Raw genomic sequence first — 24,162 nt, 5'->3', positions numbered from 1 at the left:
ATTTAGCTTAAAACTAACACCTTATATGAGAGAATTCAAAATTTTTTAGCCAACGCAGGATTTTTTTAGTGAATGATTGTTTTGGGGAACTAATATTTCAGGAGAAAAAAAAGTTACATCTCTTATTGTCAAACAGAACCTTTTAATAGCCTAGAAAACTTGTTTCACTAAAAAAAAGACCAATTCACTAAATTTTTGTGTAATAAAACTTTAACCATCATACTTTTATTTCAACATGAAGTTTAAGAACATGTTTTTATTTTTTTTTCAACAAATCAAAAAGTATGATACTCTCAATCAATTTTCAAGTTCAAATACTCAAACAACTGTGTGTTTTTATATTTATAATGTTAAGTTCTAGTTTGTATGCTCAAAATGGGATTAACTATAAAGCACAGATAAAAGATACTAATGGAAATATAGTTGCTAATCAATCTATTATTATTGAGTTGATTGTTTTAGATAATGCTGTGAATATTTATGAAGAAACGCATACGTTAACTACAAATGCAAATGGTATTGCTACTGTTACTATTGGAACTGGATCTAGTTCAGATGATTTTAATACAATTAACTGGGAAACCTACAATCATAGTTTAAATGTGAAGGTTGATATAGGGAATGGTCTTGAAGATCTGGGAGAAAGCTCTTTTCAATATGTGCCTTACGCATTAGCAGCGGGTAATGTCACTGGTTTAGAAACTCTTGATGAAGGAAATGGTGATGGATTACGAAAAAAGAATAGCATCCCTTCGAGGTATGGAGATATTGGTCAAAACGCAGTTGACCTTAGCTATAGTAGTTCAAATTCAATAGATCATGGGGCAACTGGGAGTGCTTCTTTTGCTGCCGGTCAAAATTCTGTTGCTTCTGGAGTTGTTAGTACTGCTATTGGTTTTGAGAATGAAGCAACAGGAATAAGTGCAGCAGCATTAGGGTATCGATCAAAAGCAAATGGTGTTGGAACTGTAGCTGTGGGAACATATAACATTGGAGGAGGAAATCCATTAAATTTTGATTCAACCAATCCTATATTTGAAGTAGGAAATGGAACCTCGCTAACCAATAGAAGTAATGCGCTAACAGTATTACAAAACGGTAAAGTTGGTATTGGAAAAAATACTGGTATTAATGGATTGTTAGATATTCGAGGCAATAGTACAACCGTAACTCCCCAATTAGCACTAATAGAAGATAATGGCGGTTATGCTCGGTTAAAGTTTAAAAATACAAACCGTAGTGGACAAGACTTTTGGGATGTTGCAGCATTTATTAGTGCTACCGAGGCAAACGATAGATTTAATATTTTTAATAGCGATGGAGGCAATATTATTACTGCTACTGGAGATGGAAAGGTGGGAATTAATAATCTAAACCCTGACCAAACATTAGACGTTAATGGTAGTATAAAAGCAGAAAGTATTCAATTAACAACAGGTGCGGCTAGCGGCTTTGTGTTAACTTCTAATGGATCTGGGGATGCAAGTTGGCAGGCTCCAACTGGAGGAGGTGGAGGCGGTGGACCTGATGGAGATTGGATTGTAACAGGTTCAGGTATGTACGCAGACCCACCAGTAAATGTTGGAATTGGAACGAATAACCCATCAGAAAAATTTGAGGTTGTAGGTAAAATCAAAACAACCGAATTCCAACTAACAAATAATCCAGTTGAAGATTGGGTTCTAGTTTCTGATGCTATTGGAAATGCAAGCTGGGCTCCTGTTCCTAATGGGGTTTGGCAAACAACAACTGAAGGTGAAATATATAGTTCACCTAATGGTAATATAAATGCAAATGTTGGAATTGGGACCAATAACCCAGCGCGTAGGTTAGATGTAAATGGGGATGTTAGAATTTCAGAAGGATTAGAGGTGACCTCTGCTGCAGGATCAAATGCTGTTGCAGTAATTGGGACATCTGCAAATGGTCAAGGTGTTAGGGGGGTCTCTTCAAATGATATAGGAGTAGTAGGAACTGGAGGTTTCTCTGGAGGAAGTTTTACATCTCAAAATGGGACTGGGTTAACAGCCTCTACACAAGCTCCTGCTTCTGCTGCGGTAAGAGCTGTTGGCACTAGGCTTGGTGTTTTTGGTACTGCGTCTGCAACCTCTGGATCTAGTTTTGGAGTCTATGGAATTTCTGAAAGTGAAAGTGGTACTGCTGTTAGAGGAGAATCGAAAGGAACTGGGGTATTTGGAAGCTCAGATGTATCAACTATAGATGGCGTTGGTGTTAGAGGCGCATCATTTGCAAGTTCTGGTACTGGAATTGGTGTAAAAGGAAGCTCTAATAGCCCATCAGGTTTTGATTTTTATGCCGATGGTGCTGGAACAGATTATGGAGCGGCTTCTTCGAGAAGATGGAAAAATGATATTGTACCAATAGATAAGCCACTTGAGAAATTATCGAAGGTTAGAGGGGTTTATTATACCTGGGACAAAGCGCATGGCGGTAGCAGAGATGTAGGAATGATTGCTGAAGAAGTAGGAGTTATTCTCCCTGAAATAGTTAGTTATGAAGCGAATGGTGTTGATGCTATTGGTATGGATTATAGTAAAATGTCTCCGCTATTGGTCGAAGTAGCTAAAGCACAACAACAACAGATAGAACAACTAGAAAAAGAGGTGCAATTACTTATCAAAGAAAATAAACAAATGAAATTATTAATGGCTAGAATAAGTGCATTAGAAAAAAGCAGCCAAACACAAACTACAGAGGGTGAAGAATAATCATGCTAGATTAAAAACAAATAAAATTTCATAGTGATACTAGTGTTGTTTGTGTAAGAGAGCACTAGCATCACTATTTTTTAAAATTGCAAATTACCCTTCAACAACAGGTATTGCTAAAGGAGAAACCTTTACTTTTTTCTTCTTAATGTTAAATCGATCACCACTTGCTAGTATGTGCGTTTTTAAGTTCACTAAAGACATAGGAGTGCCTTCCTCTAAAATGGCATGATTGTTATGCCTCGCTTTTCTAGCATTAAAGAGAATGACCATTCCAGATCCTAAGACTTCAAACTTTCCATTTTTAATAATAAGTCCGGTGTCTTCTGCTAAACCAACGCCAATAAGCATTGGAAACTTAGCCACAGCTTCTGCCATGCGTCCAAAACGTCCTCGGCGAATAAAGTGACTGTCTATGATTAATTCTGGAATAAAACTCATACCACTATTCATGCCCACAGCTCCTTTAATAAACGACTCTTGGCTGCTTCCTCCAGTAATCATTTCATGACTCATGCACATGGCTCCAGCACTAGTTCCTGCAATTACAAAAGCTTCCTCTTGGTAGCGTTTTAGCATGATGTTGTGTAATTCGGTGCCGCCAATTTTACGAGTGATTTTAGATTGATTTCCTCCAGAAAACATGACACAAGCTGCAGTTTTCATTCGGGAAATATAGTCTGGGTTATCAGAATCTTCACGTTCTCTAATATCCATTACAAATAAATTGGTACAGCCCAATTTTCCGAACGCTTGTAGGTAGTTTTCACCTACTTCTTCTGGGATACTAGATGCAGTAGGGATAATTAATATTTCAGCATCATTACCGCCTGCTTCTTTTACGACACGCGATAAAATACCTTCTTCTATATATTCAAGGGTGTATTGTTCATTTTCTTCAACGCCTTTGTCTTCATTTCCCCCTATGGGGATCAATATTCCTTTTGGTTTCATTCTGAAATTTTTTTGGGTGCGTAAAAATAGCTGTTTTGTTGCATAAAAAATCATATATTTAAAGATTGTTGATTCATGAACATTTCAGAAACACTTAAAAACCAACACACTATGAAAATACGTTCTATAAATGCCATGCGAGGTCCTAATTACTGGTCAGTACGCCGCCATAAATTAATTGTAATGGTACTAGATCTTGAAGAAATGGAACAACGCCCAAGCGATAGCATTGATGGGTTTAGAGAACGATTAGAAGCGATGTTTCCTACCATGTATTCACACCGTTGTAGTGTAGGAACTCCAGGAGGCTTTTTTCAACGCGTCGAAGAAGGCACTTGGATGGGACATATCATTGAGCATATTGCCTTAGAAATTCAAACTTTAGCCGGTATGGATACTGGTTTTGGACGCACGCGTGGCTATGGAGAAGAAGGAGTCTACAATGTAGTGTTTTCATACATTGAAGAAGATGCGGGACGCTATGCTGCCAAAGCTTCAGTTCGAATTTGTGAAGCTTTGATTGAAGGAAAAGACTACGATCTTACAGAAGATATTCAAGAAATGCGGGAGCTTAGAGAGGCGCAACGTCTAGGACCAAGTACGGGAAGTATTGTCGAAGAAGCTCAAAGTAGAGGGATTCCGTGGATACGTTTAAATAAATACTCGTTGGTACAATTAGGCTATGGTGCCAACCAGAAAAGAATTCAGGCGACGGTTACTTCAGAAACGTCGAGTATTGGAGTAGAGTTGGCTTGCGATAAAGAAGACACCAAGTTTTTATTAGAACAGGCAGAGGTAGAAGTGCCTCGTGGTGATATCATTCGTCGTGAGCGTAGTTTGGAGGAAGCCTGCGATTATGTAGGATTTCCGTTAGTAATTAAACCCATCGATGGCAATCACGGCCGAGGGATTACGGTAAATATTCAAAATTACGACGATGCCTTGGTGGCCTTTAGACATGCAAAAGACAGTTCTAGAAGCGGCGCCATTATTGTCGAGAAATTTATAACGGGTGACGATTACAGGTTGCTGGTAATTAATAATAAATTAGTCGCTGCTGCGATAAGAACTCCAGCGCATGTCATTGGTGATGGAAAATCAACTATTCAAGAATTGATAGATGAGGTAAACAAAGATCCGCGTCGTGGCTACGGCCATGAAAAAGTGCTGACTCAAATTACCACGAATGAGTTGACCCAAAACATTATTAAAGATGCAGGTTATACATTAGATTCGGTGCTTAAAAAAGACGAAAGACTTATCCTAAAAGACACCGCCAATTTAAGTACGGGTGGTACAGCAGAAGATGTCACCGATATTGTGCATCCAGCCAATGTGTCTATGGCAGAGCGTATTTCTAAGATTATTGACTTAGATATTTGTGGAATTGATATTATGACGACAGACATCTCTAAACCATTATCAGAAACGGGAGGCGCGGTACTTGAGGTAAATGCAGGTCCAGGATTTAGAATGCACTTGGCGCCTACTACGGGATTGCCAAGGAACGTAGCGTCTCCGGTGATTGATAAATTATTCCCAATTCAAGGGAATACAGGGCGTATTCCAATTACCGCTATTACGGGAACCAATGGAAAAACAACCACAAGTAGATTGTTTGCCCATATGGCAAAAATGAAAGGATATCGTGTGGGGTATACGACCAGTGATGGGGTGTATATACAAAACAGATTGCTTATGACAGGTGATTGCACTGGACCTTCTAGTGCCGAGTTTGTACTAAAAGATCCTACCGTAAACTTTGCTGTATTAGAATGCGCACGTGGTGGATTATTGCGTGCCGGACTCGGATTTAAAAAATGTGATGTGGCCATTGTTACCAATGTTGCCGCAGACCATTTAGGATTAAAAGGAATTCATACCATTGAACAACTAGCCAAAGTAAAAGGAGTAGTGCCTGAAACGGTGTTGCCAGATGGTTATGCCATTTTAAATGCCGATGATGATTTGGTATATGAAATGCGAAGAAACGTAGAGTGTAATGTAGCATTATTCTCTATGGATGAGCATAACAGTAGAATACAAGCCATGCAACGTCGTGGAGGGATTACTGCAGTCTATGAAAACGGATTTGTAACCATTTGCAAAGGCGAATGGAAAATGCGTGTCATGAAAGCCGCTCACATACCCCTTACTTATGGAGGAAAGGCGAAGTTTATGATTCAAAATGTGTTGGCTGCTGTATTGGCTGCTCATGTGCAAGGCATTAGCATTGAGGATATGAAAACAGCCTTAGAGACCTTTATACCGAGTGCTGCACAAACGCCGGGAAGACTCAATTTATTTAAGTTTGAAAATTTCAGCATCCTGTTAGATTATGCACACAACCCAGCGGGAATGCGTGCCTTAAAAGATTTTGCAGACAATTTAGAAGCTACCCATAAAGTATGTATCATTGCAGGGATTGGAGATCGACGCGAAGAAGACAATAACATGATAGGTGACATCGCCGCACAAATGGCCGATGAGATCATCATACGCCAAGACAAACGCTTGCGTGGTAAAACCGAAGAAGAGCTAATTAAAATGTTGAATGATGGTATTAAAATGAATCATCCCGACATGAAGACTACTGTCATTCCTAGCGAAAGTGAAGCCATCACGCATGCAGTAAACACAGCCAAAAAAGGATCGCTTATTATTTTATGCAGTGATGTAGTACCAGATGCTTTAGCCTTAGTACAACAATTTAAAGCCCAAGAAGCCAGTGGTGAAAAAGTGTTTGCACAGTAGTGTTTTCTAAAATATTAAAAAATAAAAGACCGTTCCCCCAATAGAACGGTCTTTAACAAATCATAGACTCCTTAGCTATGAAATGTTGCTTCTTTATTTTTTGTTTTGAGCCATGGTTTCTGAAATGTTCGTATCGCTATTGTTTTCTAAAGCCGATAACCTCGCTTCTAAGTTTTCAAGTTTTGAAAGTTTTGCTTTTAGTTGCTCGTTTTCAGATTTTAGGGTTTCTACTTCTTTTTTTAATTCTTGCACTCCTTTAATGGCAACAATACCTGTGGCGCTGTAATCCATGTGGTAGATATCGTTATCTTCATGATAGGTTACGAGCTCTGGGTACACTTTTTCAACATCTTGGGCAACCATACCAATATAGGTTGTGGGTTTGTTATCTTCTTTGTACTTGTAGGTAAGTGGTTGCATCTTCATGAAATTGTCCCATGAAAAATAGAGTTCTTTGAAGTCTTTTTTCAATCTTCTGTCTGAGGTAGCTGTGTATGCTCCCGTAGCATCATTGAAGGCACCCATAATAGTGGTTCCATTGTTAGAGTTAAAAAGCCTTAGATCGTCTGAACCTGAAGAGACATACATACGCCACCACGTGCTATCGGTTGTGTTTTGTAATTTCATTCCAGAAGCACTTCCATTGTTTCCGTGGAATACATGAAAATCGGTATCTGGATTTCCTGTAATTCCCACATTACCATCTCCTTCGACACGGAGAATGTTTCCTGTGGTGGTATGAAAAATATTAAACTGGCTATCTTCTAGGGTGTTATCTGCTCTTCCATACAAAGTCCATTCGTTGTCAGTTTCTGTATTGTTTGCAAACTGAATTCTTGGTCCGTCGTTTGCACCAAATTCTGTAAGTTGAATGTGAGCAGGATTTGTACTACCACTATTATTTAAGATACTTAATTTACCATCGGCATTATCTGTTTCGCCAATGCTCAGACGATCAGAGATGTAATTTTTTCCTAAAAAGTATCCTGCCCATCCATTAGTGTCATCAACACTGTTGTACGTTCCGTAGTGGGTCCCTCCAGCACTTGCGCTAAGAGAGTTGTAGGTTCCGTATTTATTTCCTGTTCCTGTTGCTGCTGCTTGGTACTCGTTTCTTACTCCGTAATAGTTTCCATTTCCTGAAGTTGTGAAATCTGTCCAAACACCATTCATACCATCTCCTCCAGGAGTACCCCCAGTAAAACGATTGCGAACACCTACAATATCGTCTGGACTGGTGTAGGCGCGTTCAAATTCATTATAAACACCATAGATGTTTGCCGCGCTTGCGCCACGCATGCCGTTATAAACCCCATACTGGTTTCCTGTTGCGGTGTTGTCTAGATTATTAAAAGTTCCAAATTGCCAAGCTGTTGTTGTGGCACTCATAAAGTTACGTACACCATATTGAGTTCCAGCTGAGGTAGCACTTATGGTATTAAAAAGCCCATATTTTTGCCCAGTACCTGTACCATCATTTCGGGTTCTTATAGCGTGACTTCTCCCTGTTCCACTTCCAGATTTCACGACATAAATTCCATTTGATTCTGCACTAGTATTATCATTTTTATCGACATAAATTCCTTCTACTTCTGTGTTGGTAGATTTTACAATATGTAATGGGTGTTCTGGGTTTGAAATACCAAACCCTATATCGCCTGAGTCTTCTACTAAGAACACATCTGTGCCATCATCTTGAATGGCAAAGTCTCCAGTATTATCTAAGTTAATGTCCAAATTAAAAGCTCCCTGAGATATGTTCGTATTTTGTATTAGGGTTCCTCCTAGTTGGATGTTATTAGTAGTTGCACTTAGCCCATTACTAGCAGTAGCAAGGGTTAATGTGTTTGCGTCTACCCATGTGGCAACTCCTAGAGCATCACTTGTTAAAATTCTCCCTAAGCTTTCAGAACCAATTCTAAAACGTAAAGATCCAGCTACATCTAACTGGTCTGTAATTCTTACATTACCAGAACCAGGTACCGCGCTATTTCCAAAAAGCCCTGCGAGGTTGTTACTACCTCCAAACGCTCTTGCTATAATTCCATAATTAGAGCTAGCTCCTGTTGCTGTTGCACTAACACCAAAATTAATAGTTCCTGTGCCTGTAGCTTCTGCCTGTACGCCATATTTAAAAAGACCATTAAAATTTCTAGCGTAAATGCCTCGGGTTGTATTTGTCGTATTTGGGCTAGCAATCTCAACTCTTAAACCTTCGTATATGTTATTATTTGGAGTTGTGTGTGTTCCTGAAATGCTAGAGACTATTCTTTCTGGACCATTGTGAACGATATCTAGAGGGCTACTTGGGCTGCTCTCCCCAATACCTACGAGACCATTAGTGTATATGTTTTGATTGATCCCTGTTGCGTTATTGGTTGTTCCTCCTACGTACCAGTCATCGTCTTCAGTACTAGTAACTAAGGTAGTTGGATCTGTCCAAGTAGCGTTACCTGCTGCATCTGAAGCAAGAACATATCCATTTGCTTCGTTTCCATCTTCATATTGCAATGTACCAATAACATCAAGATTTGCAGAAGGTGCCATATTGTTAATTCCTAATCTTTTATTGTGCGTTAAACGCATTCCCTCTTGAATATCACTTTGGTTAATAGCGTTTCCGTGTACAAAGAAGGCGAGTCCAGTATGGTCAATATCACCACTTGTTTGTACCGACGCTATCACAGATTTTCGTTGCGCGCTTCGTGTTGGAGAGGGTGGTCCAAAACTAATTGAGCCTCCATAAGCATCCAAACCGCCACTATTGCCTCCTAAAATAAAAATACCATCTTGTCCAGAGTTAAAATAACTGAGATCAAAATCATTTGAACCTCCTATTTCAAGTGTGTTTTGAGGATCACTAATTCCAAAACCAACATTTCCATTTTTAAGGATGGTAAACGCATCACTTCGCGCATTGTTTGCGGTACCATTACCAATATTAAAGAGTCGGTCTTCTCCATCAAAGGCTACTAAAGAATTTGGGGCATATCCTGTATTGTATAATCCAATGGAAGTTTCCCCATAGGAGAGTGCTCGTGTCCCATCACCGATACTAATAGATTGGGTCGCTTCTGCAGTACCTCCCGCAATAGCAGTTGAAAGATTTTGTTGTGCCTCAGAAGTTTTTCCCAACGCTAATGCATCTTGGGCACTGGCTCTTGTTCCATTTCCTAGTGCAATGGCATTGGTTGCTGTTGCTTGTGCATCTTCTCCTCCTGCTAGCGAATGATCACCACTTGCGGTACTCTGAGATCCAAAAGCAACACTTCTTAGACCGCTGGCGGTATTTTGATTTCCTAGTGTGAAAGCTTCTTGTCCAGAGGACGTGTTACTTGATCCAAATGCAACGGCAGATTCTGCACTTGCTATATTGCTAGCTCCTGCAACAAAAGATAGGTTTCCACTAGCCGTATTGTCTTGTCCAACAGCAGCAGAATACTCCCCAATAGACGCATCATTCCATTGTGTTCCAGAAATAGTACCAGCTCTAAACGCTCCTTTGTTTGGATTAAAAAAGAGGCGTGTTCCTCCTCCAGTAATTTCTGAGTCAATGGTATTTCCGCTACCAAAGGTTCCTGTAATTAACAATCCATCTTCTCCTACAATGGTCACAGCGCCATCTGTGGCTGTTATGGTATTACCTGCGCCAACACCTCCAAAATCATAGGCTTGGTCTAGCGTGCCGCCACCAGACCCTGCGAGTGCTACCCATGCAGTACCACCTTGATCCCAATAGTAAAAACCTTTGGTTGGAGTTCCTGCACCTGTGATAAAGATCATCATACCGTCTTGGTCTATTCCAAGGCCTGTAGGGTATTCATCCATTCTGGGTATTAAAATACCATCTGTTGTTTCTGGAGCTGTTGGATCATTTACAGTAATGTCTAACATCGCCTTCGGATCTTCATTATTAATACCAACTTGTGCCGTTAGCGTTGTGGCAAAAAATGTGAAAATGAGTAAAAAAATAATACGTTTCATGACTATGAGATTTTAGTTCTATACATCTTGTGTATGATATCATAGCAGTGCTCCTTCGCTGAAGCTTCAGAGCATATAGGTAGGTTAAGTATTTGGCACTCCTTTGCTGAAGCTTTGGAGTATTTGGGTACTCCTTCGCTGAAGCTTCGGAGCACTAAGGGCAAAAAAGGATTTGGTTTCTTTCTTTGTTGTAAAGCTATTTGGAAGCTAAGAAGCACTCAATTATTTTTAGTGAACAGGCTTTTTTTTTAGTGAATCGTAAAAAAGGTGGTACGTAGTGCTTCGGAAATATAAGTAGCGGAGTGTTTTGAATTTGGAATATCCCTTTTGCTTGAATGAAAAGCTTTAGCGAATTTGTTCCACTTCTAAGATCGTTTTAGTAGTGGTAGCGTCGATGGTAATTCCTGTTTGGATATTGTAGACGAATATTTCAATATATTCTCCCACATCTAATTGATAAAACCCTGAGAGTTGTCTTACCACACGTCCTGCATTGTGATGGGCTAAGAGCACTTCTTTTTCTAGGCTGCCATTTACATAAATTGCCAATCCATATTCTTGGGTGTTGGTTTGATTGTTTAGTGTATGGAGTTGCACGGTAACACGATAATAGCCATCTGAGGAAGCTTCAAACCTATTGGTAGTGAGATTAAAATCACCTGAGGTGTCTAAAATTTCCGAAGTAAATAAAAGCTTTTGCCATCCTGTTGTTGCTAGGGTTTGGTTTGTTGAAAGACCTGCTTTTACTAGGGAGCGATTCCCATTTCCAAAACTAGCCCAACTCACAGCTCCCGATCCATTTGTAGTGAGTACTTGTCCTAGTAATCCATCTGTATTAGGCAATTCATATTCCTGATTAATTTCTACTCGACCATCTTTATACACAATTAAAGCATCGCTTGCATTTGCGGTGTCTGGACCATTTCCTAACACAAAAAGTCTATCGGCAGCATTCCAAGCAGTTGTTGACTGAGGCGTATAGTTGGTGTTGTTTAATCCCATAGCAATTTCACCATACGATTGTGCAGCGATATCATCTCCAAAAGCAAAAGAATATTGTCCTTCTGCATCGGTATTATTTCCAAAAGAAAAGGTGTATTCATTTCTAGCTTCGGCACTAAAACCAAGGGTGAACGAGTAGGTTGCATTGGTGGTGCTAAAACTACTTTCTCCAAACACTACAGATAAAGGTGCTAGAGCAGTTACACTGCGACCCATAGCAAAACTGTAATTCCCTCGACTTGATGTGTCATATCCTAAGGCTACCGAAGCTTCTCCAAGCGCACGTGTGTCGTATCCAGTTGCAAAAGAGTAGTCGCCAATTTCGCTATCATCCCAATCGTCTCCATCAATAAAACCAGCCCTAAATGCAGCTTTGTAGGGGTTAAAAAATAGGCGTGTACCTGTTCCTGTAATTTCTGTGTCAATTGGATCTCCACTACCAAAGGTACCTGTTATCAACAACCCTTCATCTCCATCAATTCGTACAGGCCCTGTATCTGCAGTAATGTTTTTCCCGTTACCAGCGCCGCCTTGATCATAGGCTTGATCTAATGTGTTTTGGGTATTTGTATTGGTGTTTATGGAAATCCAACCTGTGCCGTGATTGTAAAAATAAAACCCTTTTGTTGGTGTTCCGCTTCCAGTTAAAAAAGCAAGCATACCGTCTTGTGCTGCTGTCATCCCTGTTGGAAATTCATCTACACGCGGGATTAGTATACCATCTGTATTCGTAGGACTTGTGTTGGCTTCTATATCAAGTAGGGCGCTAGGGTTTGTGGTGTTGATACCTACTTGTGCTTGTAAATTTGAACAAGAAAGCACATAAAAAAAGAAAAAGAAAACTCCTAAACGCATGTGAATTTTATTGATAATGAGGAGACTACATTACTGTAAATATACGAAGGGTTTGGGGATTCATCTTAAAAAAAACGAAGGCACGTAGAAATCGATTCATTATCAAGCATAAGCAACCACTTCTTTTTGTTTATTTTGGAAGTGCTCAAAAGGGTTACATCCTTCTACAGAAGAGAGTGAGAGGTTGTTTCCAAATCTATACAGCAAATCAATGGTCGTTTTAGTTTGTTCTAGATGAAACAAATGATCTGCTTTTTTTATGGTAGTAAAATATGCATTGTTACAGGCTTTAGCTACTTCTCTACAAGCTGTAGGTGTGGTAAAAACATCGTGTTCTCCAGTAAATACTAACGATTTTACAGTAAGCGCTTGGCTAGTATCTAGCGAGCTCTCTCTAAGTAATCGGTTAGAGTTGTCGATGTATTTTTGAAGTGATGTTTTGTTAAAGAAACTCAATTGTCTGTGTAATACTCTTTTTACAAAATCATATCTATTAATTTTTTGAGCCCCATCTTCTTTGGTATACACCAAGCCATTATTCATTACAAAATCTGCAAAGGCTTTTCCGTTTCCTTGTTGCGCAATGGAGATAGAAGTTTGGGTTAGCTTCTTTAAACGATTTGTTAGAAATGTCATGGTTCCAGCCAGGGCTAGTTTTGTAACTCTATGAGAATACTGCTGTGCAAATGAATACGCTATGGGTGTCCCATAAGAGGCAGAAATGATGTACACCTTATCTATGTTCACTTCATTTAGTAGATGATGAATCGCTTTAGTCAGAAATCTGAAACCATAGTTGCTTGGCAAAGTATCTGCACTACCAGTACCTGGAAGGTCAACTAAAATTGTAGTCGTTTTTTGGCTAAAGTAATTTGAAATTAGTTGCCACGAATCCATGTCCTGAAACGCGCCGCTAATAAAAAGAATTGGATCCTGAAGACTTGTTTGATGTCTGTGTATTCTATAAAAAAAGTCAAACCCTTGATAGATTGCTTTTGTGTTTTGATGTTGTGAAGTTCCCATACGATACATGTTTTTTTGAAAATGATATTTTCAAACTAGTTTTTTACTTTGATAAGATGGGGTGAACTAAAATTAGGTGTATAGGGGAGAACCAACACAAATATTTAGTGAATGACACTTTTTTTTAGTGAATGAAAATTTCTATTTAAATTCTCTTGAATTTAAATGACTTTTAGTCTGTTTTTTAATTCTTTCTTACGAGAATATCCTAGCGGAATTTCGATGGCGTCCACTTGAATTTTTTCTGAAGCTACCGACACGATTTTTCTAAGGTTTACCCAATACGATCTGTGACATTGAAAGAAAAATTCTGGGTTTACTAATTCGGCTACTTTTTTTAAGGTATGCGGGACGAGGTATTCTTTTTTTGATGTAACCACATAACAATAATTGTCAAAGGCTTTTAAATACTGAATACTTGCTTGATTGATATGGTATGTTTTTCCTTCCGATTTTAGTGCGATCGTTTCTTCTTCTTTAGAAATACTATGCCAAGCGAGTGTGATATTACTCATAAGTCCTGCTTCAGTAAAAGGCTTTACAATATACCCCATTGGGTTGGTTTCTTTTACACGAGATAAAGTGACAGGATCTGTTTGTGAGGTAAGAAAAAGATAGGGAATTTGCTTTTCATCTAATACCATTGCAATATCAACTCCGTCTTTGTCGCTAAGCAGTTGGATGTCTAATAAAACTAATGTAGGCTCGAGGTTTAAAATTTCAGCAACTGCCTCCTCATATTCATCACTGTTTCCTATCACCTGAATATGATTCTTTTTTAGAGCCATTTGAAGGTTCATTAAAATGAGAGGTTCATCCTCAACAATATAAATGCTTAATTTTTTCAAGGGTATTATTAAATTATTATCTGTTTCGAAGCTACTAAAAACAAAAGGATTCTAGCAAATTCTTTAGTGAACAGGTCATTTCTTTAGTGAATACTTAGCTTAGTATTTCAAAACGTTTCATAATCACCGTTGCTTTGGTGCCTTTAGGTTTGTTTTGATCTAAGGCCACCGAGGCTTTTAGTTTTTTACAAAGTCCAGCGATAAGTTGTAATCCAAAAGAACTTTCTTTGATTTCATCGGGCATTCCTTTTCCGTTATCGGCTACAATGAGCACTAAGGTGTCTTTTTCTTTTGCAAACGTTACCTCAAGTAGACTGTCTTTGGTTACAGGATGAAATGCATGTTTCAAGACATTTGTAATGAGTTCGTTTAAAATAAGCCCCATAGGTGTTATTGTTTCAATATCTAATAAGAGCGGTTCGGCTTTGGTGGTATAGTTAAGTTTGGTGGTTTCAAATTGATGGCTTTCTATCACATCTTTTGTGAAATCCTCGATATATTCTCTGGCATCAATACCCACCAATTTTTCTTTGCTATATAGCTTTTGATGTATAAGTACCATAGAACGCACTCTGTTTTGCGCCTCTTTAATGGCTATTTTAGCTTCTTTGTCTTGGGCGGTTTCAGATTGAATAAACAATAGAGAAGACACCATTTGGAAACTGTTTTTTACACGATGGTGTGTTTCTCTTAACAACATATTCTTCTCGTCAACAGTGGCTTCTAGTAATTTTTTCTGTTTTGCAAGGAGCTGATTTTTTTTGCGGTTTTTAATAAAGGCAAATGCAAGTCCAGCAAAAAGTAATGCAATAGCACCTAAAATAAAATAAAGGAGTTTTTTTGCAGCTTCTTGCTTGTCTATTTCACGTTGTTTTTTTTCACTTTGATATTGAGCTTCCATCTCAATAACGGTATCGTCACGTTGTTTGCTTTTTACTTCTTCGTAAACACCAATATATTGATCTCTATAGGCTAATGCATTTTTATAATCTTCTTTTAAGGAATAAGCATCAGAGATGGCACGTAGCATCAAACTTTTGTCTCTTATACTATTTATGCTTGGTAATTCTATAAGCATTCTTTGTAATGCGTCATTGATACCGGAGGAGTCATTGAGTTGCTTTTTTACATCTACCAAGAAAATTAGATTTCTTTCAGAGTCATAATTATCTGGATGTTTTTTGATTGCTTTTTCTATTATTGGAAGTGCTTTGGCGTATTCTTCTTTTCGTTTGTATAGGTTTGCTAAGTTGGCATAGGTGCTATAATCTATATCTTTTCTAACGGGTATCGACAGACTTTCGATAAGCATTTTTTCGGCAAGGACATAGTTGCCTTGAGATGAGTTTATAGTGCCCAGGTTTGTGACACACTTTTTTTGAAGCACTAAATCGTTTTCTTTTTTTGCGCGTTCATAAGCAATGGTGTAATATTCTTTTGCTTTATCATAATTGTCACTAGTATGGAACATCACTCCAAGCGAATGGTAAATAGAACTAGCATAATCAATATTAGTCGCCTCACAGAGGGAGATTCCTTCAAAGTAAAAATTACTCGCTTTCTGGTAATCTCCAGTTACAATTTCTTCGTATAATCCTTTAGATTCTAATGCGATCGCTTTCCCGAGATTGTATTTGTTTTCTTCGGAAATGTTATAAGAAAGGGTATTGTAAATAGCTGCACTATCACTTTCTTCCATCATATATTCCCAAGCGATGTCAATATAGATTTGAGCTTTTACTTGGTAATTTGATGCAGTGTCTAAACTTTTAAAAAGGCGCTTTTTTTCTGAAATATCCTGAGAGCTCATTGCTATAGGAAATAAAAGCAAAAATAAATATTTCAACATGTTCAGAAATGATGGTTGGTGAAATACTAAGGTACTAATAATTATTGTAATGTATTTTTCAATAAAAAAGTCCTATACTTTTTGGTATAGGACTTTTTAAAATAAAGTGTTCTAGCATTACTGTTTTTCGTAATGCGAAACAATGGCAATGAGGTCTTCTTCTACATTGGCATCTAATTTATTTTCTTTGGCATAGGATTTCATTAGTGCTTCTTTTTTACCAAAGATTTTGAATTTCTTTTTTCTAGCTTTTGGGAATTGATAAAATTGTAGTTTTCTTGTTACTAAAAAATACAAAGGTTTGTCTGTAAACTTTGCAGGCAAGTCACGTGTTATAGAAGAAGATGCCTTAATAGGGTATCGTACATCTTTTACATGTTTTTTATAGATGTCTACTTGCGCTCCATCGTAAATAACTTCTAAGAAATCTCCTTTACTCACTTCTCCATCATAGGGCATAAAAACAAATTTTGTTTTTCCTATTTTGGCAACCAAAGCCGCAGATTTTTTTAGATTTCGTATTTCTTCCTTTGGAGTTGAAAGCGATTCTTTAATTTCTATTTGATCACTAATGGCATTATATCGAATGCCCACCATATTAAATATAAGAGAATCATTTCTGTAAATAGAACCCAGAACAAATTTCGGATTGTTATAAGGAGTACCTATGTACGTTTTTGGATTGTCAAAGTCTATTACTCCATCATCTTTTGCAGCTTCATCGTTAATTCTTTGTAAAGAAATGTCTGAGATACCTTGAGAGACACTTACCTGAATAGATAGCACCATAAGGAATGCTGCAAAAAATAATTTTTTCATATTGAAAATGTAAAAGAAATAGAATTGATATTAGAGCGTATCGAAATATTGGACAGCTCTAAGTAAATCTTTTTCAATATTTAGATCAAGTTTGTTTTCTTTTACGTAACTTTTCATTTGTTTTTGCTTGTCTTTAAAAACCTTTAATTTCTTGTTTCTAGATTTAGGCATTTGATAAAACTTACCTTCTTTTGTTACCAAGTAATATATTGGTTTGTCTTTAAATTTAGCTGGGACAGCTTTTGTAAGAGATGAAGTTGCTTCTTTTGATGGGGTAAAATCTTTGATATGTTTTTTGTAAACAGCTACTGTTTTCCCTTCTTGAAGTACTTGAAAATACCCTCCTTCTTCAATTCCTCCTTGATACGGTACAAACACATATATATCTTGTAGTATTTTAACGTATATGTCTGGTGACTTTGTGAGTACTCTAGCATCATCTTCGGGAGTTGCTATTGTTTCTTTTACTTCCATTTCATCTGCTATAGCGTTGTAGCGTACAGCAATGTTTTCGGCTAATAATTTTCCCTCTTTGTAAATGTTTCCTGATAGGAAATTAGGGTGATTATAAGGAGTACCTCTATACGACTTGGTGTCTTTAAAGTTTACGTCTTTGTTTTGTCTTTTTATGTACTCGTCAAGAATAAATAAATCACTTGCAAATGCTCTTGCGTTAGCTGCACTATTAAAATTTTGAGCTAAAACCGGAGATACAGCTACTAACAGTATGGCGATAATTAATTTTTTCATTGTATACTATTTTGATTATAGATTTAAATTTACAAAAACTCTGCCATGAAAGTAATTATAGTGAATTAAAATATGCGACTGCCTCTCTAAAGTCTTTGTCTTTTCTTACGTTAATCTTGTTTGTGTCCATGAAAGATTTCATTTCAGATTCTTTTTCTGAAAACAACTTCTTTCTTTTCCCTTTTCCTTTAGGCAGTTTGGTCAAGCTTCCTGTTTTGCTTACAATATATAATTGCTCTTTTTCTTTGAAGGTATTTGGAACATCTCGTGAGTAAGAGTTAACCGATTTTTTCCCCTCTACAAATTCTTTGATGATTTTCTTGTAAATGGTAAGCTTTTCACCTTCTTCTACTACCATGAAATATCCTGCTTTTTGGTCTTCGTCTGGTGAAACCAAATACACAAAAACATCATTTAAAATACGAACATGTATAGAGCTATCTGTCTTTACAACATTAGCAACAGTTGATGAAGAGTTAAGACTCGTTTGTAATTCTATTTCTTGCGCTTGAACATTGTAACGAAGTCCAACATTGTTTGCAACTACTTTTCCGTCTTTAAAAACAGATCCATTTTGAAATTCTTTGTTAGCATATATTGAACCTTTGGTGTTCTTGTAACCTTTGAATACAGGTGTCGTTTTGGTTGATAAATATATATTGTCAGTAGTTTCATCAGTAACCATGTTTTGTGCAGATAATTGCAATGTTAAACATAGGCCTAAAGTAACCAATACATTTTTTCTCTTTAATAGCATAGCGGGTTTTTTAAAAGGTGCTCAAAACTAGTCTTTCGAGCGATTAATTGTGTTAAAATATTGTTATTCTTTACGTGATGTACAACCCTTTTTGCAAGGATAGCTTTTGTCACACTTTTTTATATGTACGATACAAATAAATGAGAATAATAAAAGGTATTCTTGCTTCATCAGTTTTTTGTGAGATAAAAGTACTACTTAAATCAGGTTTCATGCCATAATTGATGGGAGTACTACTCGTGATTTATAAATAAAGTGCTTTTTACTGGTGTACTTTGGCTATAATTTAATAGGATTGATTGCTTTTGAAACTTCTGTCTCTGGAAGTTTACAGCTATTATTTACACATACATATACAAATGTTTCGTTTTCTATGTAGCGTTCTTCTAATAGTGGACTTGTTCCTTTTTTGGTACTACCAGCAACGAGTTTGTTGGGGAGGTAATAGGTATTGATGTGTCGAATTTTTTCTTTTGCCTCTTCACCTACTACTACTATTTCGTAATATTTGTTTTGAAAATGCGCCAAGAGGTCTAGCCAATTGCCAAAACCAGAAGGATATTGTTCTATTTCTGGCAATACATTTTTTAACATTTGTACTGCGGTAGCAGCATAGGTTTGGTTGTCGTAATGATGTGACAAAACAAAAAGATTCTTTGCCATCATTGAATTCGAGGCAGGAATCACATTGTCTCTATATTCGAAATTTCTTGTAACAAGCGATGGGTCTTCATCACTTGTGAAGTAGAACAATTGTTTTTCAGTGTCAAAGAAATGGGCAAAACTGTAGCTTGTTAATTCATTGGCAGCATCCAGCCATTGCGCATCTAGGGTGATCTCATACAAGCCAATAAATGCATCAATTACACTCGCATAGTCTTCTAAATATCCATTGATTGTGCTTTTTCCATCCTTATAGTTATGAAACAGCGCACCACTTTCTTGCCATTGTTTTGTTTTTAAAAAGTGACCATTTTTTAGTGCAGCTTCTAAATACCCAGGATTTTGAAATGCTTTATAAGCATCTACATACCCTTTTAACATTAATCCATTCCAAGAGGTTAATATTTTGTCATCTAAGCGAGGTTTGTTTCTTTGGTTTCTATAGGCTAAAAGTAGGTTCTTCCAGGAAGCTTTTTTGTTATTTAAAATTTCCGAAGTAATACCAAATTCAGCACAAATTTCTGTGTCGCTTTTTGAACGAATAAGAACGTAATGATTCTTTTCCCACTTCCCAAAATCATTGATATTATAATAGGCCTTAAAAAGGCTAAAGTCGTCTTTAAGTTGTTCTTTTAGTTCTTCTTTGGTAAAGACATAATAGGCGCCTTCTTCGAGTTCGCCTTCTTCTGTGAGACTGTCTGCATCGTATGACGAATAAAAAGCACCTTCATCATTGGTGCATTCTCTTGCAATAAAAGTGAGCGTTTCTTCTACTATTTCTTTGTACAAAGGATTTTTGGTAGCGAGATATGCATTGCTGTATAAGCTTACCAATTGGCCATTGTCGTAGAGCATTTTTTCGAAATGAGGTATGTGCCATTTGGTGTCTACACTATACCTAGAAAAACCCCCTCCAATGTGGTCGTAAATACCGCCATAGGCCATTTTGTCTAGGGTTAATGCGACATAGTCTAATAATCCTTTGTCATTTGTTTGTTTGGCCTGTCGTAGTAAAAAAGAAATCGTGTTGGGCATCATAAACTTGGGAGCTCGGTTAGGGCCTCCGTATTTGTTGTCAAAAGATGCTTCCCAGGTGTCTAATATTTCAGCAGTATCATAATTTTTTAAATCGACATTGGCAGTATTTAGGGGAACAAGGTCCATACTTTTTATCCCCTCTTCTAGATTGTTAGCAACATCGAGTAAGCGTTGTGGATTTTCGTTATACAACTCCTGCATTTGTTCCAAAGCATTGATCCAATCTTTTTTTCTGAAATAGGTGCCTCCCCAAACGGGTCTTCCATCGGGAAGTGTGATGACATTGAGGGGCCAACCAGCACTGCCGGTCAATAATTGTACTGCATTAATATAAATTTGGTCTACATCTGGACGTTCTTCTCTATCTACCTTTACATTGATGTAGTTTTTATTCATGACGGCTGCTACAGTAGAATCTTCAAAACTTTCGCGTTCCATAACGTGACACCAATGACAGGCTGCATATCCTATGCTTACAATCATCAACTTTTTTTGTGTCTTAGCAGCAGCCAAAGTTTCATTATTCCAAGCTCTCCAGTCTACGGGGTTGTGCGCGTGTTGTAATAAATACGGACTAGTTTCGTCAACGAGTAAATTGGTGTATTGATGTGTATCCAAGATGTCTTTTTTTGAAGTATTGCAAGAAAGCAATACTATTGAAATGATAAATACTTGATAGATTAATTTCATGAGTAAATAAAAAATGCAGTAAAACAAAAATACGCTTTTGAAATTTCAAAAGCGTATTTTTTAACGTTGTTCGGCTGTTTATTTCACTTCAAACGTGAGTTTTACATTGACACGATATTCTGTTACTTTTCCGTCTTCTACAACAGCTGTTTGTTCATTAAGATATACCGAACGAATGTTTTTTACACTTTTTGAAGCATGTTTAACTGCGTTTTCTGTTGCTTCTTCCCAGCTTTTATTTGAATTTGCTAATACTTCGATTACTTTTAAAACTGCCATAATTCTTGTTGTTTAATTAATTACTTATTTATAGCATACAAAGTACAATTTTTTAATTTTTTTCTGAAATTTTATAAGGAAAAACACAAGGAATCACCCATTTACAGCTTCTACCGTAGTAACACGTCCTTGCATCATTTCTTTAAGCATGGTTTCAATTCCATTTTTTAGCGTTACGGTTGCAGAAGGACAACCACTGCAGGCGCCTTGTAATATCACTCGAACCGTTTTGGTGTCTTCTTGATAAGAATCAAATGCAATGTTTCCTCCATCACTTGCAACAGCAGGTTTGATATATTCATCTAAGATGTCTACAATTTCTTGTTCAATAGAAGAATAGCTAGTGCTCTTTTTTTCTTCGGAAATAGTAGTTTCCGAATTTTTGTCTAAAACAACTTCTTTTTTGTTTTGCAGAAAAGCATCGTTAAATATAGCTTTCCCGTCTTCAATAAAGGTTCTAATAAAAGAGCGAATCTCATTAGAAACTTCCATCCATTCAACGACATTGTATTTTGAGACAGAGACGTAATTTGCACTTATAAATACTTCTTTCACAAAAGGAAAAGAAAAAAGAGCTTTCGCTAGCGGTGCATCTACTGCATCTTCTATGTTTTTGAATTCAAAAACGCCATCGGCTAAGGTTTTGTTTGCTACATATTTCATGACACCCGGATTTGGGGTGCTTTCTGCATACACAGTAACAGGAACCTTTTTTGTGTTTTCAGTTTCAGAAATTACATCTTTTCCACTGTTTAAGTATTCAAGAATAGCGTCTCCAAGGTCGTCTTGTACATCTTTCCATCCAACAATGTTATACTTTTCAATAGCTACAAAATTTTGCGAAACATATACTGTTTTTACAAAAGGTAGGTGGAATAATTGCTGGGCTAATGGACTAGGTTTTGCCTCGTCAATATTAGCAAACTCATAACTTTTCGCCTGTGTTAAAAACGAATTTGTAACAAATTTTACAATATTTTCGTTATTTGTTGGTTGTACAGTTATGTTAAATTGACTCATTATGTGATTTTTGTGTGATTTTTTTTTGCAAAAATACCGAAAGAAAATCATTGTATTGAATATATTTGGCCTCATATTGCTACAACCTATGAAAAAATTATTACTCCTCTGTTTTATATTGTCTTCCTTTATAAGCTATGGGCAAATCACTATCGATGAAACACTTACCGCCCAAGAGCTTGTTGAAGATATTTTAATTAATAGTCCTTGTGCCGAGGTTACTAATGTTGGCCAACGTACAGGTACAGATTTTGGAAATGTAAACGGAATTGCTGCTTTTGATGCAAATGGTTCGACCTTTCCCTTTGCAAATGGTATCGTATTAACAACAGGGAATGTTGCAAATGCTCCAGGACCAAATAACCTAGGGGTAACCTTGAGTGATGGAGATGCATCCTGGCCAGGAGATCCAGATCTAGAAGCAAATACTACAGCAACTCAAACTAATAATGCTTCTATTATTCAGTTCAACTTCGTGCCTCAAATAGATCAAATTAATTTCAATTTTATCTTTGCTTCTGAAGAATATAACAGAAATTTTGAGTGCTCCTTTTCTGATGCCTTTGCATTTATTTTAACAGATCAGGTGACTGGATTGGTTCAAAATTTAGCGGTACTTCCAGGAACTACGACTCCTATAGAAGTTACTAACGTTCGTTATGGTGTGCCAGCTCAAGCAGGTTGTAATGATATTAATACAGAATTTTTTGAACAATATAATTTTGAACCTACAGATGTAGCGGGACTTCCATTTGTTGCCCAAGCAGATGCTCCCATCTACTTTAATGGGCAAACGGTGCCACTTACTGCAGTTGGAAACGTTGTTTCTGGGAACACATACAACATAAAATTAGTAATTGCAGATGAAACAGATTCTGCTTTTGATGCTGCTGTATTTCTCGAAGGAGGTTCGTTTAATATTGGTGTAAATCTAGGGCCTGATATCACAATTGCTTCAGGTAATGCACTTTGCGAAGGAGAAACTCTTGAAATAGGCTTGTCTGGAATTGGTGGAGGAGGAACTGGAGACAGTACATTCCAGTGGTTTGTTTTAAATACCGTTACCATGATGTTTGATATCCTTCCAGGAGAAACAAACTCAACATTAGATGTTACCCAATCTGGAACCTATCAAATTGAAGTTACAAGTAGCGGTTCTGGATGTGCCGGTACCGATGAAATTGTAGTAGAATTTGCACCTGTGCCCATTGCAAATGTTCCAGATGATTTGTTTCAATGTGATGACGGAACTCAAATGGGCGTTTTTGATTTAACCGTAAACGACGCCGTAGTTCTTGGTACTCAAGATGGAACCATGTTTAATGTTAAGTATTATGAAACGTTCTTTGACAGTCAAAACGGAATGAATGATATCATGATGCCAGATGCGTACACCATCATGACACCACCACAGCAAACTATTTTTGTTCGAATAGAAGATCTAGGAGGCCAGTGTTTTGCGCTTGAAGATTTTACTATCAATTATGCGCAGCCTATCGTAGGTATGCTTACTGATGAAAACTTTTGTGATCAAGACTCAGATGGTATGATACCTGTAGACTTAGCAGATTTAAAAGATGTACAAGTCCTTAATGGTCTAGATCCATTGCTTTACGAAATCACTTACCATAACCTATTAGGAGATGCCATTGGTGATGCAAACCCACTACCTGCAATTTATAATATTACAGCACCTTCTGAAATAATTTTTGTTCGAATCGAGAGTGTTTTTGACGATACTTGCTTTGATACAGGTTCGTTTACTGCAAATATTTTTATAGCCCCAGCGGCTACAATACCAACAACCTATAATATTTGTGATGAATTGCCTAATGACGGTTTTGCGGAATTTGATTTAACAACAAAAGACTTAGAAATAACAGGAGGTAATCCAGATGCTGTAGTTACATACTACACTACTTTCGCACAAGCTCAATCGGGTGCTTTTCCTATTACACCTGCTACTGCTTTTGTAAATACAGCTATTGGTTTTCAAACCATATTCGCAAGAGTAGATAATATAAACGCTACAGATTGTTTTAACATTGTTCCTTTAGAATTACAAGTAAATGACTCCCCCGCCATCACCGATCCCATCAGCGATTATTTTTTATGTGATTTAGATGGAAATGGCTTGGAGACTTTTGA

General features: G+C 37.3%; 15 protein-coding genes. 3 read left to right on the top strand and 12 right to left on the bottom strand.

The features are described from left to right. Positions 1–284: 284 nt before the first annotated feature. A complete protein-coding gene (locus ACY2RS_RS06750; protein WP_490097867.1) occupies positions 285–2,729 on the top strand; it encodes a tail fiber domain-containing protein in 2,445 nt (814 codons plus the stop codon). A gap of 93 nt (positions 2,730–2,822) precedes the next feature. On the opposite strand, the gene ACY2RS_RS06745 is transcribed toward ACY2RS_RS06750, so the two are convergent. Next, complete coding sequence (locus ACY2RS_RS06745) at positions 2,823–3,683, bottom strand: cyanophycinase (RefSeq protein WP_490097866.1); 861 nt, start codon at positions 3,681–3,683, stop codon at positions 2,823–2,825. A gap of 111 nt (positions 3,684–3,794) precedes the next feature. Between ACY2RS_RS06745 and cphA the strand changes: the two genes are divergently transcribed. Further along, positions 3,795–6,437 (top strand): cyanophycin synthetase, encoded by a 2,643-nt coding sequence (gene cphA / locus ACY2RS_RS06740; RefSeq protein WP_490097865.1) that lies wholly within the window; start codon positions 3,795–3,797, stop codon positions 6,435–6,437. Positions 6,438–6,530: 93 nt separating this feature from the next. Here cphA and ACY2RS_RS06735 read toward each other — a convergent pair whose 3' ends face one another. The 11 genes from ACY2RS_RS06735 to ACY2RS_RS06685 all read right to left on the bottom strand — a co-directional run bounded on the left by ACY2RS_RS06735 (position 6,531) and on the right by ACY2RS_RS06685 (position 22,014). Beyond that, a complete protein-coding gene (locus tag ACY2RS_RS06735) occupies positions 6,531–10,421 on the bottom strand; it encodes a tail fiber domain-containing protein (RefSeq protein ID WP_490097864.1) in 3,891 nt (1,296 codons plus the stop codon). A gap of 345 nt (positions 10,422–10,766) precedes the next feature. After that, positions 10,767–12,278 (bottom strand): phage tail-like protein, encoded by a 1,512-nt coding sequence (locus ACY2RS_RS06730; protein WP_490097863.1) that lies wholly within the window; start codon positions 12,276–12,278, stop codon positions 10,767–10,769. A gap of 102 nt (positions 12,279–12,380) precedes the next feature. Further along, positions 12,381–13,301 (bottom strand): alpha/beta fold hydrolase, encoded by a 921-nt coding sequence (locus ACY2RS_RS06725; protein WP_490097862.1) that lies wholly within the window; start codon positions 13,299–13,301, stop codon positions 12,381–12,383. Positions 13,302–13,462: 161 nt separating this feature from the next. Beyond that, complete coding sequence (locus ACY2RS_RS06720; RefSeq protein ID WP_490097861.1) at positions 13,463–14,149, bottom strand: LytR/AlgR family response regulator transcription factor; 687 nt, start codon at positions 14,147–14,149, stop codon at positions 13,463–13,465. 94 nt (positions 14,150–14,243) lie between these two features. Then, positions 14,244–15,980: a histidine kinase dimerization/phosphoacceptor domain -containing protein gene (locus ACY2RS_RS06715; protein ID WP_490097860.1), complete on the bottom strand. Its 1,737-nt coding sequence runs from the start codon at positions 15,978–15,980 to the stop codon at positions 14,244–14,246. 135 nt (positions 15,981–16,115) lie between these two features. Next, positions 16,116–16,817, bottom strand: coding sequence for a hypothetical protein (locus ACY2RS_RS06710; protein WP_490097859.1), 702 nt, complete (start codon positions 16,815–16,817; stop codon positions 16,116–16,118). A gap of 30 nt (positions 16,818–16,847) precedes the next feature. Continuing rightward, entirely contained in the window at positions 16,848–17,567 is a 720-nt protein-coding gene (locus ACY2RS_RS06705; RefSeq protein WP_490097858.1) for a hypothetical protein, read from the bottom strand. Positions 17,568–17,622: 55 nt separating this feature from the next. Beyond that, on the bottom strand, positions 17,623–18,324 hold the full coding sequence (locus ACY2RS_RS06700; protein ID WP_490097857.1) for a hypothetical protein: 702 nt from the start codon (positions 18,322–18,324) through the stop codon (positions 17,623–17,625). A 279-nt stretch (positions 18,325–18,603) separates the two neighbouring features. Continuing rightward, a complete protein-coding gene (locus ACY2RS_RS06695) occupies positions 18,604–20,715 on the bottom strand; it encodes a thioredoxin domain-containing protein (protein ID WP_490097856.1) in 2,112 nt (703 codons plus the stop codon). A 78-nt stretch (positions 20,716–20,793) separates the two neighbouring features. Continuing rightward, positions 20,794–20,994, bottom strand: coding sequence for a dodecin family protein (locus tag ACY2RS_RS06690; RefSeq protein WP_490097855.1), 201 nt, complete (start codon positions 20,992–20,994; stop codon positions 20,794–20,796). Between the two features lie 93 nt (positions 20,995–21,087). Then, the gene (locus ACY2RS_RS06685) at positions 21,088–22,014 is read right to left on the bottom strand and encodes a NifU family protein (RefSeq protein ID WP_490097854.1); all 927 of its coding nucleotides are present in this window, start codon (positions 22,012–22,014) and stop codon (positions 21,088–21,090) included. Positions 22,015–22,102: 88 nt separating this feature from the next. On the opposite strand from ACY2RS_RS06685, the gene ACY2RS_RS06680 reads away from it, so the two are divergent. Then, a partial coding sequence (locus tag ACY2RS_RS06680) for a choice-of-anchor L domain-containing protein (protein ID WP_490097853.1) occupies positions 22,103–24,162 on the top strand: 2,060 nt, incomplete at its 3' end.

It is taken from the genome of Patiriisocius sp. 208BN25-11 (assembly GCF_058147145.1).
The sequence above is the reverse complement of the archived record's forward strand: the minus strand, read 5'-3'. Positions and strand labels throughout refer to the sequence as shown.